This is a genomic window from Psychrobacter sp. FME5, assembly GCF_014861375.1.
Taxonomy (GTDB): Bacteria; Pseudomonadota; Gammaproteobacteria; order Pseudomonadales; family Moraxellaceae; genus Psychrobacter.
In genome coordinates this window covers 1-14954 of the sequence record NZ_RRYX01000026.1, presented here as the reverse complement: position 1 = coordinate 14954, position 14954 = coordinate 1, and the positions used below count along the sequence as shown (strand labels likewise).

Here is a 14954-nt window from a genome sequence, read left to right as displayed (position 1 = left end):
AAATTTAACCAAGTAGCCAATAGAGTAAGGTAAATAACGGCACGCCAATCAGCAAACTATCTACTCTATCCAATACGCCACCATGCCCAGCAAGTAAAGTTCCTGTATCTTTTACCCCGTGCTGACGCTTAAAGGCTGATTCTAATAAATCGCCAGCGATACCGCTGACCGCCAAACCATAGGCCGCCAATAAACCTAGCCACCAATCAAATGGGGTTAGCCAAATACCAAGTAACGACGCCAATAGAGCCGCGAAAAAGCTACCAAAAATAGCACCTTCGATGCTTTTGTTTGGGCTAATATTCGGCGCAAGACCGCGCTTAAATAATTTGCGTCCGAGCAATCGCCCACATAAATACTGCGCAATATCGTTAAACTGGCTAGCAAATAACACGAACAATAAAACACCGTATTGCTCACGCTGCCAGGTTAATTGTTGTAATGTAACAAGGCTAATTATTAATAAAATAAAGATACCACTAAAAAACAGGTCTAATAAATTTAGACGAGCGTAAGAGTGGGTTGACTGTAAGTTTTTCTCATCAGCTATCGCTTTTGGTTGCAAGCCGCGCGCTTGCAGTTTGCGAATAAACCGTGATTTGTTATCTATACACCATAAACGTTTGATCTCATAGCTACCGCGCAGACCGATTAATATAAAAAACGTGATAAGCAGCCATTGATAAGGGTGCGATAATGACTGGGTTTGGGTGGGATTTTGCGGCTGAAGTTGAACGTATTGAAAGTATTGGGTGTTATTGGTTATTTTAGCAATCATATAACAGAAGCAGAGCGCGGCTAACATCAGCCACCAAGAGCGGGCAATCAGATAAATCTTTGGCAGGCGCTTGCGAAAATGCGGTATCGCCAGCGTGCCCCACGTCAAACTGACTACTATCATAAGACCAATAACAAATAGTGTATCAGTAGCCATATATTCAGCACTTTTAAAGGTAGAAACGGTAATGAACCGTGTTTGAAATGGCTAGGGCATGTCCTCAATCTGAACGAAATAAACTAAATGGGCTAAAAATGGCTAAATCTTGCCAAACTGTGTCAAATAGCTGGCTAATATCTTGATATTATCTGTGCTATTTTCCTTGTTTGACAGCAATTTATCTCATTTTTATCACCATTTTCAAAATGAGGACACGCCCTAGAACAATAATCCTACATCGCTATTATACCATTCACAAAAATTAGAGTAGCAAGGAAAACGAGTGCAAGTGCTACGCACTATAGACTAAACGAGTTTGACACGGCTAATCGTACTTTTTGGGTTTGGTATTAGATATAAGCAACTGCTTTTTCTGCTCTAGCCTCTGTGTGCTTGATTATAGGCTGAAGCAAACAAGTAATGCTACCTTCTTGCCCATTTGATAATGGCTCAATGATGCTGGGCTTAGGCGATACCGCTGAATTTGGATAATCCTTGCGATAATGCCCACCGCGACTTTCAAGGCGTTGATAAGCAGACTGAACAATTAAAGTCGCCAATTGTAGTTGCCGTGCTAACTGAAAACTGGCTAACTGATTCGAGCTAGTAAAACTGTCCGCATTATTTATATTGCCATGATTGGCTTTATAGTTGGTTATCTGTTGTTGCCATTGCTCGATTTTTATCAGCGCTTGCTCTAACTGCTCAGCACTGCGACTGATACCCATGTTATTGGTCATTAATGCTTTGAGCTGGGCGGTTATGTCAGTCAGTTCACTATCACTGTTTAATCCATTCTTTAGTTCGTTATGCTGATAAGTGTCGAGTGGCAGCAGAGTGGCGGCAGATAATGTAACGGGTTGTGTTTCTTTTAGTATGGGCGGTGTCCATATATCAATAGCTGGCTTCTCTGCATTCTTATCATAAGAAGCAGTCGCTAATTTTTCCATTACGGTTAAATAGCGAGGTAACTCAGCGGCGATATTACGCCCAACCACCACGCACTCTAACAACGAATTACTTGCCAAGCGATTGGCACCGTGTAAGCCTGTATAAGCAACTTCGCCAGCTGCATAAAGCCCTGCCACATCGGTTACACCATTGGCATCAGTGACCACACCGCCGCAACTATAATGCGCAGTGGGCGCAACCGGAATAGAATCGGTAGTGATATCGATGCCGAGGTTTAATAGCGTCTGATAAATTTGCGGAAAATGTTGCTGTAAAAATTCCGCTGGCAAATGACTGACATCTAGATTGACGTAGCCAAGCCCATTATCGTTGATTTGTTCGGCAATGGCACGAGCAACGATATCGCGTGGTGCAAGTTCAGCCCGCGCATCAATATCCAGCATAAAGCGTTTGCCAGTTTTTGGGCAATATAATCGACCACCTTCACCGCGCAGGGCTTCAGATATCAAAAAGCTACTGTCACCCAATGCTAAACCGGTTGGATGAAACTGGATAAATTCTAAATTTGCCAAACGGCAACCAGCTTGCCATGCCATCATAACGCCATCACCGACACAAACATTGGGCGCGCTGGCTCGTTTAAATAATTGCCCCAAACCGCCACTGGCTAAGACGACTGCGCGACTATGGAAAGTCAGTTGACGTTGGTTGTTATGATCAAAGACCAGTGCGCCTTGGCATTGTTTATCATTATTTTTTAAAAGGCTCAGTGCTTCATGATAGGGTAATAGTGCGATATTGGATGCCGCTTGTGCTTTTAAAGTTAAGGTTTCCATCACATATCGCCCAGTGGCATCATCAGCGTGGGCAACGCGTCTACAGCCATGACCGCCTTCTTTGGTTAAATGTAAGTCGTTAGTTTGTAGCTCAGTTAAAGGTTTTGCGCTGTGGTTTTGCGTATCATTATCTTGTGGAGTTTGAGTAAAGGGCACACCTTGTTCGCACAGCCATTGCACCGCTTGCTGCCCTGCGCTTAGAATACTACTGGTATTTTCAGCGGCACATAATCCTGCCCCAGCAACCAAAGTATCGGCCACATGATCATCTACTGAGTCGTTTTCATGCAAACTTGCCGCGATACCACCTTGCGCATAATGGCTCGAGCAAACTTCTAATGCTGCTTTGCTCAATACGGTAATATTTAGCGTCGTTGGCAAGGCGAGAGCGGTACTTAAACCAGCCAGACCTGCACCAATGATCAGTACGTCCGTTTGTATAAGCTCATAAGAATCATTAGCCACTTCAGAACTGGCTTTACCATTTACCCATATTGCGCTCATATTATGCCGCCCCGACATTAGCAAACAGCGCACGGTCTTTAACCATATCGCCGCTCGCTGCCACCCGTTGTTTTTGTGATTCAGCGAAATCAAGCATGCGTTGTAATGGTTTTCTAGCTGCCGCTGCCAACTCAGGTGTCATTAGAATTTCACCGCTTCGCTGCGTCAAGCATTGCTCGATACCCTGCAAACCATTCATCGCCATCCATGGGCAAAATGCACAGCTCTTGCAGCTGGCACTTTCACCAGCGGTAGGTGCGGCCAAAAAGCGCTTGTTTGGCGAGCGCTTTTGCATCTCGTGTAAGATGCCCAAATCGGTGGCGACAATAAAGGTATCGGCATCCATTTCATACGTCGATTGTAATAGCTTACTGGTCGAGCCCACCACATCAGCCAGTGCTACGACGCTATCGAGTGATTCAGGGTGTACCAAGACTTTAGCTGTTGGGTTCTCAGCTTTTAGTTGTTCAAGCTCAGTGGCTTTAAATTCATTATGCACCATACACGAGCCTTGCCAAAGCAGCATATCTGCCCCAGTCTCACGCGCAATATATTTACCCAAGTGTCGGTCAGGACCCCAAATGATAGGCTCGCCTTGGGCATGCAAATGACGAACGATATCGATACCCACTGATGAGGTAACCACCCAGTCCGCCCGTGCTTTTACTGCCGCGCTGGTATTGGCATAAACCACCACCGTACGCTCAGGATGAGCATCACAAAAGGCAGAGAATTCATCCGCAGGGCAGCCCAAATCAAGCGAGCATTCCGCTTCTAAGTCTGGCATCAGTATGGTTTTTTCCATACTTAAGATTTTGGCTGATTCACCCATAAAGCGTACGCCAGCAACTATTAGCGTTTGCGCACTATGCGCTTGACCAAAGCGTGCCATCTCTAGTGAATCACCGACGCAGCCACCTGTGGCTAAAGCTAAATCTTGAATAAAAGGATCGACATAATAATGGGCGACTAATACGGCGTTATGTTGTTTTAATAACTGCTTAATATTTTCTTCAACTTTCAGGCGCTCACTACGCGGCAAATCTGCGGGCATTTTTGCTTTGGCATATTCGATGTTCATTTGAGTGGCAATGCGATTGTCATTGCTCATGATGGGCGCGTCGTATGGATAAGTTTTCATAATTGCAAACCTTTGAGGCAAAACGACAAATTATATGCCGCTAAAAGTGAGTGAGTTAAAACCAGTAGATAAATAAGCTGTTTTAATTATGCTCATTTTGAGCATAAATACAAGTGTTTTTTATTAAGCATCGTTTTTATAATATTTGACCTTATTTTATTTAGGACTGACTATAGCTATGATAGTTTTAGTTTCACGCTATACTAAGCGTTGCTATAAGCAGCATTAAGCAGCCTTGATATAAGTATATTTATTATAGAGAGCGCACTTCCAACTTCTTCATTGCATATTTAGATATATAGGAAACCTTCAAAGCTATGACGTTGTCTTACTCACACGCCCATCAACAAGGCAGCGGCACGACCGAAGTTGTCGCAGTGCTTGTTGCCATTACTGAGCACACCGCGCGCGTTTTAACCGTTGATCAAGGTAAACTGTTGCCAAATGGCCCATTGATGCCATTGCATCGCTCGCTGCAAGCTGGCGTGCGTCAATGGGTTGAGGAGCAAACACAGCAGCCGCTGGGTTATTTGGAGCAGCTTTATACCTTTGTTGATACCAGTAGGCGTAACGTCGATGGTCATGCGCTGGTTTATGTGAGCTACTTAGGATTGGTGCAAGAAACACAAGTAAAGCAGCTACCAAGCCAAGCGTTATGGCGTGATTGGTACGATTATTTTCCATGGGAAAATCACTTGAATGGTATGCCCGATATAATTATGGAACATATTGTGCCAGCATTGTTGGGTTGGGCAGATAGCGCCAGTGATTCCATTATCCAGCGCCGTCGTCGTCAGCGTATTGGTTTGTGTTGGGGATTAAGTGAGGAAATATTAACGGGTAAAGCCCCGACAGATAAAGATACTGATAATGAGTTGTATGGTGATAAGGCTTATGAAAGTAGAGAATGGGTTGCCGAGCACGTGCTATTACGTTATGAGATGTTATATGAAGCGGGTTTAGTTCCTGAAGCGCCTACTTATCCGCCCACTTATCCGTCCAATGAGCAGTCGAAACTATCTACAGATTGGTCGCAGTTGATTGGTATGCCCATGTATTATGACCATCGCCGGGTGATTGCTACTGCCATCTCAAGATTACGCGCTAAAATTGAGTATCGACCGCTTATCTTTGGTTTGATGCCAGATGTATTTACTTTATCGCAGTTGCAACAAAGCGTAGAAGCGCTATCAGGCGTGCGCTTGCATAAGCAAAATTTCCGCCGATTGCTTGATTCACAAAACCTTGTGATGGAAACGGGGCAAAGTAGTAATGCCCAGCGTGGTCGCCCTGCCAAACTCTATCGCTTCCGCCACGATATTGAGCTACAAAGCTTACTGATGGACAGTAAACTGCCTAAACGTAAATAGCCGACCAATCGCTATCAGCCTCTATCATTATCAAGCCCTGTAAGTTTATTGGAAATTTTAATTTATGAGATTTTCTTGCGAGCCTATAAACTTTGCGCTATATTTATGCTCATTTTGAGTTTAAATAAACAATATTTATCATAATAGACGCAGATTTAACCTAACATCACCCAAAGATAAGGGACGAAAATGACCGTTAAACAAGAGCCAGCATTGGCTGAAGTATTACTTAAGCCGTTAGTAGAAGCAGCATTAACCGAAGACTTGGGCCGACGCGGTGATGTCACCTCCCAAGCAACTATTCCAGCCGATATGCAGGCGCAATTACAGATTAAGGCGCGCCAAGCAGGAGTAATATGCGGTATGGATCTAGCGCGCTTATCTTTTGCCTTGATTGATGGGCAAATTGAGTTTATGGCGCAAGTTAATGATGGTGAAACAGTCGAAGCTGGCGCAGTATTGGCGATTGTCCGCGGTAATGCACGAAACTTGCTGACAGCAGAACGTACGGCGCTTAACTTTATGACCCATCTCAGTGGTATTGCGACCGATACCAAAAAAATTGCCGATAGCGTTGCAGAATATCCGGCACAAATTACCTGTACCCGTAAAACCATCCCAGGTTTACGTATTGTCCAAAAATACGCCGTACGTTGCGGCGGCGGACGCAATCATCGCTTAGGATTGGATGATGCGATTTTAATTAAAGACAATCATATTGCCATCGCTGGTGATATCAAAACAGCTATTAAACAAGCGCAAGACTTTGCTGGGCATCTGATTCCGATTGAAGTCGAAGTCGATACTTTAGAGCAATTAGAACAAGCACTCGATGCTGGCGTGAGCTTGGTGCTATTAGACAATATGGCACCTGAAATATTAGCGCAGGCTGTCGTCATGTGTAAAGGTCGCGCCAAAACCGAAGCATCAGGCGGTATCACACCCGAAACCGTACAAGCAGTGGCAAAAACTGGTGTTGATTTTATTGCGATGGGCTATTTAACGCACAGTACCACTGCATTGGATATTGGCCTTGATTTTAGCGCCTAATGTTAATGTTACTGCTTGATTTGATGATTAACGCTGCTGTTAACTGGCTATGAAAAGGGCAAACTTGTATTGAAAGCTGATTGATTTGGTCAGATAGAAAAATTAAGCGAAGTTAATGATTTAATTGGCTTATCTGCCTATGCTACAATGCCGCTGTTACCGATTATTAGGTCATCGTTGCACTCGCACGATGGCCTTATCTTTTTGCCCGATTTAACCAATAAACAAGCGAGCGCTCAGTGAATACTGAAATCATCAAAATAATTTTAGCCTTTTTGGTATTGATTAATCCTTTTGGCGCCTTGACGTTATTTTTGGATTCGACACGCGGTTATTCGATGCATAATCGCCGTAAAGTCGCACGCGTTGCTTGTCTGACGATTTTTATCACCATCAGTTTTTTTACGCTAGCAGGCGAGACACTACTAAAGGCCTTGGGTATCTCAATCGGCTCGTTTCAGTTGGCAGGTGGTATTTTGGTATTCTTAATCGCCCTTAATATGATGAATGGCGATGGTAACCCAGTTAAGCCCGATCAAGAAAACTTCGATGTTGATCACTTACATGATGCGCCACCAACCATGGCAGCAGCGGTTGTACCGATTGCTATTCCGATGATGATTGGACCTGGCGGTATCTCCACCGTGATTATTTATTCCTCACAAGTCTCAGGTATCTTGCAAATATCTGCCATATTGATAGCCGGTTTGTTCATCAGTTTATTTTGTTATTTGGCGTTGATGGCGGCAGGGCGTATCAGTCGTCTATTGGGCGATACAGGTCTAAACATCATGAGCCGAATTATGGGTATGTTATTAGCGGCGGTTTCTATCGAAATTATCGTCAATGGCTTGCGTACGTTGTTTCCTGATTTGATGTAAAACTTATTTTTCATTTTGCACTTCTTCCTACTTAGCGCTTTTTGCTTATCATGCCTTCTTTCAAAATATCTTTCAAAACACCTTTCTAAATTTGAGGCTGTAAAAAATACAGCCCCTAAAAACACTTCAACTATAATTAAAATACTTTAAAAACGCTACGACACTGCTGGTATAGTTTTTTTGTAGCCTCTGTCTGCGTAGGTACAGCAAGCTAGAAAAAACTGTACCTGCAGTACGTGATGTATCGATTTTACTTTTCACTGACTATATTATCAATAAATGCCAACTAAAAACCATTGGAAAACTTAAACAGCGCCACCTCCAAAAGTAACTTAATAGTGACTTTTTATAGGTAAATCATGGCTTTAATAAATGCTACCAATGAACAAAAGTCTACCATAAAAACATCATCCATGAAATTATGTTATACTTGTGAAACATCAATATTATAGGAGTTAGTCTTGAGTAAGAAAAGAATTGCTATTTTAGGTGCAGGTCCAAGTGGTTTGGCACAGTTACGTGCCTTTGAAGCGGCTCGATTAGCCGGGGTAAAAGACTTACCTGAAATAATTTGTTATGAGAAGCAAAATGCCATCGGTGGTATGTGGAATTATAGCTGGCGTACTGGTTTAGATAGAAACGGTGAACCCGTTCACGGCAGTATGTATCGCTATTTATGGTCGAATGGTCCCAAAGAATGCTTAGAATTTGCTGATTATTCGTTCGATGAACATTTTGGTGAAGCTATCCCATCATATCCCCCACGTGAAGTCCTAAAAGACTACATCATGGGTCGTATCGACAAGCAAGATATCCAAAAATATATTCGTTTTGAGTGCCCTGTACGTTGGGTGGCATTCGATGACGACACGCAAAAATTCACCGTGACGGTCATGAACCATAAAACGGGTGAGCAAGAAGTTGAAGAGTTTGATTATGTAGTGGTGGCGACCGGTCATTTCTCTACCCCAAATATGCCATATTTTGAAGGGTTAGAAACGTTCCCAGGACGTATCCTACACGCCCATGATTTCCGTGATGCGCTAGAATTTAAAGACGAAGATATACTACTGGTCGGTAGTAGCTATTCTGCCGAAGATATTGGTACACAGTGCTATAAATATGGTACCAAATCTGTGACCATCAGCTATCGTAGTAAGGCGCTTGGTTATGAGTGGCCCGAAGGGATAAAAGAAGTACCGTTAGTGACGCATTTTGAAGACGATGTGGCGCACTTTGCCGATGGCACCAGCCGAAAATTTGATGCGATCATCATGTGTACGGGTTATTTGTTCCATTTCCCGTTTATGCCAGACGAGCTACGTTTGCAAACCCACAACTGCTTATATCCAGCCAACTTGTACAAAGGCATTTTTTGGCAGCCTAATCCAAAGCTGATTTATTTGGGTATGCAAGACCAATACTTCACCTTTAATATGTTCGATACGCAAGCATGGTATGCACGCGACGTTATTATGGGTGATATCGAGTTGCCAGATTTGGCAGCGCGTGAAGCGGATGAGCAAAAATGGTTAGCAACTTATGCTAAGTGCGTCACGGTTAGTGATTCAATCGATTTTCAGGCAGCTTATATTCGTGATTTGACCAATGCCACCGATTATCCAGAATTTGCGGTTGAAGAGCAGGGTGAAATCCTAAAAGAATGGCAAAAAGATAAAGCCGAAAATATCATGACCTTTAGGGAAAAGGCCTATCGCTCGACCTTAACAGGAACCGTAGCGCCCGAACTGCCAGAGCCATGGTTGGACGTTCTTGATGATTCGCTTGAGCATTTTTTAAATCTAGCTTTTGTGCAGCCTAAAAAACGTAAAAAAGCGTCATAGGCTATAAAAGTAAACGATGTTAAAAACCAAATACGTTTAAGCGTGTTTGGTTTTTTTATGCCTGTGTTTTTTCGGTTCTCTGGTTTTTATATAATAAATTCACTGTAAAATCTATGCAGGGCTATTGGCTATAAATTTTTTGTAGCCTCTGTCACGCCTGCGAACAGCAAGCAAGAAAAGTTTATAGCCAATAGCACGTTACTATTTACTTCACTACAATCGCAGCGCTTTTATTTTGAACCAACCATATGTTAGGTCTAAATAAGAAAGACACATTCATTAGCACTGTATTTTTTTAAATTAAATCGATTATAGATTAAGTTTGATAGCCATTTTAGCTTTGATTAACTGGTTAACTTTGGTAAAGGTGCCAAGCCAAATATAACATTAGAACGCCAACGAGCGCATCGAGGATATTCCACGCTTTTGGCTTGGCAAATAATGGCCTGAGCAATTGCGCACCATAGCCCAAGGCAAAAAAGAAAAAGAACGATGCACTAACCGCACCAACTGCAAATGTCAGTTTACTGCTAGCACCGGTTGAAACCATGCCAACGAGGACCAATGTATCTAGGTAGACGTGTGGGTTGAGCCAGGTAAAACCAAAGCATAAGAGCAACGCTTTTCTTAAACTGGTCACGACCTGTCCATCGACGGTAAGCGCATGAGATACACGCACACTGGCATATAGGCTTTGCAACCCATAACCTAATAAAAATATAACGCCAGCGAATTTTGCGACGTTGACAACTTGCGGATAGCGTGCCGTTACTGCACCAAAACCACCCACGCCCGCAGAGATTAAAAACGCGTCACTGACTGCACAAAACAAGCAAACAAAAAATATGTGCTCGCGTTTAAGCCCTTGTTTGAGTACAAAGGCGTTTTGTGAACCAATGGCGATGATGAGCGATAGCCCGAGCAAGAAACCAGAAAAATAATCAGCAGCGTTCATAGTATGCTTAATAGGTGGCAGAGTAGGTGTTTTGACACTTTGTTTACTGGCAGTGTCGTAAAAAGCTGTTAAGATACGCTATTGAATAAATCTATGCAATACGAGCGCAATAAGCATGCACGGGGCGGGGTAGGTCATGGTCGTAAGTTTGACGAGAATGCTAAAATCATTTGGGCAAGCTCAAGATGACCTGCCTACGCAAGCGGCTAAAAATGCACAGAAAATGTCTGCCTATCATGATGCAGATGGTGTCAATAATACTAGTGTCGATAACAATAATGTCGATAATAACAGTGTCGATAGTGCTAGCGTCAATCAAGAAAGCAGCCAAGAAATTAATCAAGAAAGCAACCAAGCCAATAGACAACGTTCTGTGCTGACCCCGCCTAAGCGTGCTGATCGTATTTGTGATGCACTAGCGCAAGTGCGTGACATCGGCTCGCCGACGCCTCTGACCGATCGTTATTTGTCCAATCGTGCTCAGATGCGCCCGACCAATAGACCACCTTTTGACCCAGATACGTTATGGTATCTCAAACATGGACGCTGTCCGATTATGACTGAGCTTGTTGATGTGGTCGATGCTGCCACTCTAAACGCCATGCCCATTGAGGCTGTCGCCATATTAGATCGAATCAATGGTAAGCTAAAACGCTACCGTGAATGGAGTAGCGAGCTCAATGAGCAACAACAGCAGCAACATAATGAGCGGCAATTCGTCATTGATAAGCTGGTGTCCGAAAGCATTCCAGAAGCGCTACATCACTATGAGCAGCTACAACGCTTTAGCCCGCACCGTACCAAAAACAACATGATGCAGGGAAAGATGACCGCAGGCGATATGCTCACTGATTTATTTTTAGAGATTGATTATGAGCTTGATGAGCTATTAGACGAACTGCACCAAACCGTCATGAACCGTCTGGCCTCAACCCACCGTTATGTCAAAAGCCGTACCCAAAGCTAGCTTTTATTTAGCCATTTTTAGCCCATTTAGGTATTATCGTTTAGATTGAGGACACGCCCTAGTATAGTGAATTCAATATTAAAACGATACAGTGGGAATGGGATGAATGTTACGTGGCCTCTGTCGGTGTAGGCACAGCAAGCCAGAAAAGTTTATACCAGTTCCGCGTTGGAATATAACGTATCTGTTTTATTTGGAATCGACTATATCATTAGGACATGCCCTAAACACAATCGGCTCAATACATAACAATATAAGGCTTTAATATAGCCTTATTTTTTTGTTTAATAGTAAAAGCTATGGTCAGTCTTAAATATAAAAGATACCAATAGCACGTTAATACAGATGTACTAGTTTTACTGTTCACCGACTCTATATAAAATAATAATAACCTTGCCCAACCATTCTGTTAAATCATAAGGACAGTCTCATGACCCAAATCACGGCGATGCTCGTAATGTTTGTTCTATATGGGGTGCTACCAGCAGCTGGGTTATATCTGGGTTATCGTGGTATCAAAAAAGTCACCGCACCCAAGATGCTTGAATATAAAGCAATGCCGCAGTTGGGTTATATCCCTGAAAAAAGCTTACCAACAGAAGTGAGAACAGCACTCGATCAGATTAATCAAAAAGGTGAGAAGCTGCGAGTCATTTATGGTGATACCAATAACGATGGCAAGATAGATGACAAAGATACGGTCAACGAAACCTATATTATGATTCAAAACTTGATGGATAAACACGTGCCACAAGCGGTCACTGATTACCGCCGTTTGCATGATTTAGATGTGGGGGAAGGGGCGCTTGCTGATAATACGAAAATTAAGCACTCTGATGTCACTGGTAAAGAAGCACTGCTAGAGGTACTGGGGACGATTAATATCCAGTTTGATGATTTGCTAAATGCCTCGTATCATCAGGATGGGCAAAAGCTACTTGCGACCAATCGCTATTTACAGCAGCGTTTTGATAACCCAAGCAGTAACTCTGAACTACAGCAACTAAATAGTAGTGCAGCTGAGGTTAAAGTCATTAAAAACCCAGCGGGTGATGACGCTAATACTGAGAATGTTAAGTTATAAATAACGGACTATAGGCAGTTCTAAATAAAACCGATACGATTGTAATAAAATAAATAGCCACGTGCTACTGTTATAAACTTTTCTTGCTTGCTGTTCGCCAGCGTGACAGAGGCTGCGAAAAATTTACTCCAGTAGCACTTGTATCGGTTTTAAAGTGAATCAACTATACCAATAACAAACCGTCAATCGTATGCTGCAATGTTTGAACAATAAAACGATAAAAAGTGAGCCGATATGAGTATCTTGATAGGCGTTGGTGTCGTGTCGACAATGACGGTCTTGTATCTAGGAAGAAAAGGCTGGCACGCCTTTCATCAGGCGGTTGGCATTACACCTGGCGTCCTCGTTTATCAAGACGCTAAAGCACCGTTATCGTTATCGCATATAAAATGGCAACAGCTTAATTTGAATAAAAAACACCTTAAAAACCTGTCAGATAACCAGCTGCATCAATTACAACGTATCGATGAAAAAGTGAATAGCTATCAAGCCTATCAAAAAGCATTGCCAGACCAGAGTAAGACGCCCGCAGTCACTGAACAACAATTTGTATTGCATAAAATGCTGCATACTCGGCTGCCTGAAATGCTTGCCAGTTATTACCATTTAACCAACATTAATATAAATGCCAACCATGTGAATGAAGCAAAGGATGGAGAAAAATCTGAGGCCAATGAGTTATTACAAAAGGTACTTAACAATATCGAGCAACGCTTGGATAAACTGTTAGCGCAAATGGAGGCGCAGCAGTTACAACAATTACGAGTAATGGACAGTTATATTGAGAGCCACGACAGCTAACGCGTGTTCCCATAAAAAGTGGCTAGATTTCTGGTGATAGATTTCGTAGGGTGCGCCATGCGCACCGCTGATTATAGTAAAACTATAGTCAGTGAAACGTAAAATTGATACATCATGTACTGCCGGTACCATTTTTTCTTGCTTGCTGTGCCTACGCAGACAGAGGCTACAAAAAAACTATACCAGCAGTATCGTAGCGTTTTTAAAGTATTTTAACTATAGTACAGCTGTATTAGCGTGCTGTATTTTTTAAGTTGAAGCGACGATACTTAACTTTCTGATTAATTCCAAAACAAAAAAATGGCCATTGATAGTTTATCAACGGCCATTTTTTTATGCTTAAACTTATTAACGCTTATCGTTACGGTCACGACTATTACGCGTACCACGGCTGGCAGGGCTAGCACTGCTCTTAGGTTTAGCGCTGCTACTACGGTTACTATCATTATTACGACTATCGCTACGGTTATTATCGTTACGGCTGTCACTGCGACGTGCTTTTAGTGGCTTGTTTTTAATACGTTCTTGTTTCTCTTTGGCAGCACCGTGTAGACCCGTACCGTGACGTGGACGCAAGCTCACTAAATCCGTTAGGGTGTTAATATCTTTTTTATCCAGCTCTAAGAAACGCCCCGTGCGTAGCTCTTTAGGCAGCGCAATCGACCCATAGCGCGTGCGTAATAGGCGACTAACCTTAAGGCCTTGCGACTCGAATAAACGACGTACTTCGCGGTTACGGCCTTCTTTTAGCTTGACGTGATACCACTTGTTGACGCCTTCGCCGCCACCTTCTTTGATGTCTTCAAACTGCGCCATACCATCTTCTAGCATGACACCAGCAGTCAACGTACGCGCGATATCAGAGGTGACTTCGCCAAGTACACGTACCGCATATTCACGCGTCACTTCGCTAGACGGATGCATCAAGCGATGCGCCATCTCACCATCGTTGGTAAATAATAATAGCCCCGTAGAGTTGATATCCAAGCGTCCAACCATTACCCAGCGGTCATGAGTCAGTTTTGGTAGGCGTTCAAAAACGGTTGGACGACCTTCTGGGTCCTTAGCAGAGCAAACTTCGCCTTCAGGCTTATAGTAAGCCAAGACGCGGCGGCGTTTCTCATTTTCGGCAGTGTATTTGATCTGACGACCATCAACACGAATCTCATCGCCTTGCTCGACGCGATCACCGATGGTAGCTGGGCCGTCATTGACAGATACGCGACCTGCTTTAATCACTTCTTCCATCTGACGACGTGAGCCAAGACCCATACGAGCGAGGGCTTTCTGTAGTTTTTCATCTTTCATAATAATATCCTTGAATCGGGTTGGTTTTTTACATTTCTCAATGTAGAAATTTGAACGGGCTATTATACGCTATTTAGATTGGTTATATATACATATCATAACGTATCTGTTTTAGAACCGACTATATAGCATTACTGTTATAGCATTACTGTTCTATTATAAGATACTGCTGTTTTATTATAAATAATTACTACATTTATATATAAACATCAATATCTGTTGCGTACCGTTAAAGTACTAAATTATCTCACTTATGTTAAGTAAGGTATGCACTTTGACCTTTGTGTTATACTACGTTTTTTGGTGGTGTTCTAAAAAGTATGCTGGCATCAGACGTAGCCATAATTGATGTAAAAGAACACCA

Annotated in this window: 12 protein-coding genes; 7 read left to right on the top strand and 5 right to left on the bottom strand. The window is 42.8% G+C overall.

The features are described from left to right. Positions 1–4: 4 nt before the first annotated feature. The 3 genes from EI161_RS05740 to nadA form a co-directional block, all read right to left on the bottom strand. Positions 5–934 carry a phosphatidate cytidylyltransferase gene (locus tag EI161_RS05740; RefSeq protein WP_192529187.1) on the bottom strand — a complete coding sequence of 310 codons (930 nt, stop codon included), beginning with the start codon at positions 932–934 and terminating at the stop codon, positions 5–7. Between the two features lie 353 nt (positions 935–1287). Then, positions 1288–3189 carry an L-aspartate oxidase gene (gene nadB / locus EI161_RS05735; RefSeq protein ID WP_192529186.1) on the bottom strand — a complete coding sequence of 634 codons (1902 nt, stop codon included), beginning with the start codon at positions 3187–3189 and terminating at the stop codon, positions 1288–1290. Between the two features lies 1 nt (position 3190). Further along, complete coding sequence (gene nadA / locus EI161_RS05730) at positions 3191–4330, bottom strand: quinolinate synthase NadA (protein ID WP_192529185.1); 1140 nt, start codon at positions 4328–4330, stop codon at positions 3191–3193. A gap of 317 nt (positions 4331–4647) precedes the next feature. Between nadA and EI161_RS05725 the strand changes: the two genes are divergently transcribed. The 4 genes from EI161_RS05725 (at position 4648) to EI161_RS05710 (ending at position 9475) form a co-directional block, all read left to right on the top strand. Further along, positions 4648–5700 carry an NUDIX hydrolase gene (locus tag EI161_RS05725; protein ID WP_192529184.1) on the top strand — a complete coding sequence of 351 codons (1053 nt, stop codon included), beginning with the start codon at positions 4648–4650 and terminating at the stop codon, positions 5698–5700. Between the two features lie 189 nt (positions 5701–5889). Further along, positions 5890–6750 carry a carboxylating nicotinate-nucleotide diphosphorylase gene (nadC, locus tag EI161_RS05720; RefSeq protein ID WP_192529183.1) on the top strand — a complete coding sequence of 287 codons (861 nt, stop codon included), beginning with the start codon at positions 5890–5892 and terminating at the stop codon, positions 6748–6750. Positions 6751–6989: 239 nt separating this feature from the next. After that, positions 6990–7631 carry a MarC family protein gene (locus EI161_RS05715; RefSeq protein WP_192523813.1) on the top strand — a complete coding sequence of 214 codons (642 nt, stop codon included), beginning with the start codon at positions 6990–6992 and terminating at the stop codon, positions 7629–7631. 461 nt (positions 7632–8092) lie between these two features. Next, complete coding sequence (locus EI161_RS05710) at positions 8093–9475, top strand: NAD(P)-binding domain-containing protein (protein WP_192529182.1); 1383 nt, start codon at positions 8093–8095, stop codon at positions 9473–9475. Positions 9476–9827: 352 nt separating this feature from the next. On the opposite strand, the gene EI161_RS05705 is transcribed toward EI161_RS05710, so the two are convergent. Further along, positions 9828–10430, bottom strand: a complete 603-nt coding sequence (locus EI161_RS05705) for a LysE/ArgO family amino acid transporter (protein ID WP_192529181.1) — start codon at positions 10428–10430, stop codon at positions 9828–9830. A gap of 157 nt (positions 10431–10587) precedes the next feature. Between EI161_RS05705 and EI161_RS05700 the strand changes: the two genes are divergently transcribed. The 3 genes from EI161_RS05700 (at position 10588) to EI161_RS05690 (ending at position 13282) form a co-directional block, all read left to right on the top strand. After that, positions 10588–11397: a hypothetical protein gene (locus EI161_RS05700; RefSeq protein ID WP_192529180.1), complete on the top strand. Its 810-nt coding sequence runs from the start codon at positions 10588–10590 to the stop codon at positions 11395–11397. Positions 11398–11827: 430 nt separating this feature from the next. Then, positions 11828–12481, top strand: coding sequence for a hypothetical protein (locus EI161_RS05695; protein ID WP_192529179.1), 654 nt, complete (start codon positions 11828–11830; stop codon positions 12479–12481). 234 nt (positions 12482–12715) lie between these two features. Beyond that, positions 12716–13282, top strand: coding sequence for a hypothetical protein (locus EI161_RS05690; RefSeq protein ID WP_192529178.1), 567 nt, complete (start codon positions 12716–12718; stop codon positions 13280–13282). Between the two features lie 348 nt (positions 13283–13630). Here the strand turns inward: EI161_RS05690 and rluB are convergent, their stop codons facing one another. After that, positions 13631–14590, bottom strand: a complete 960-nt coding sequence (gene rluB, locus EI161_RS05685) for a 23S rRNA pseudouridine(2605) synthase RluB (RefSeq protein ID WP_192529177.1) — start codon at positions 14588–14590, stop codon at positions 13631–13633. Positions 14591–14954: the final 364 nt, after the last annotated feature.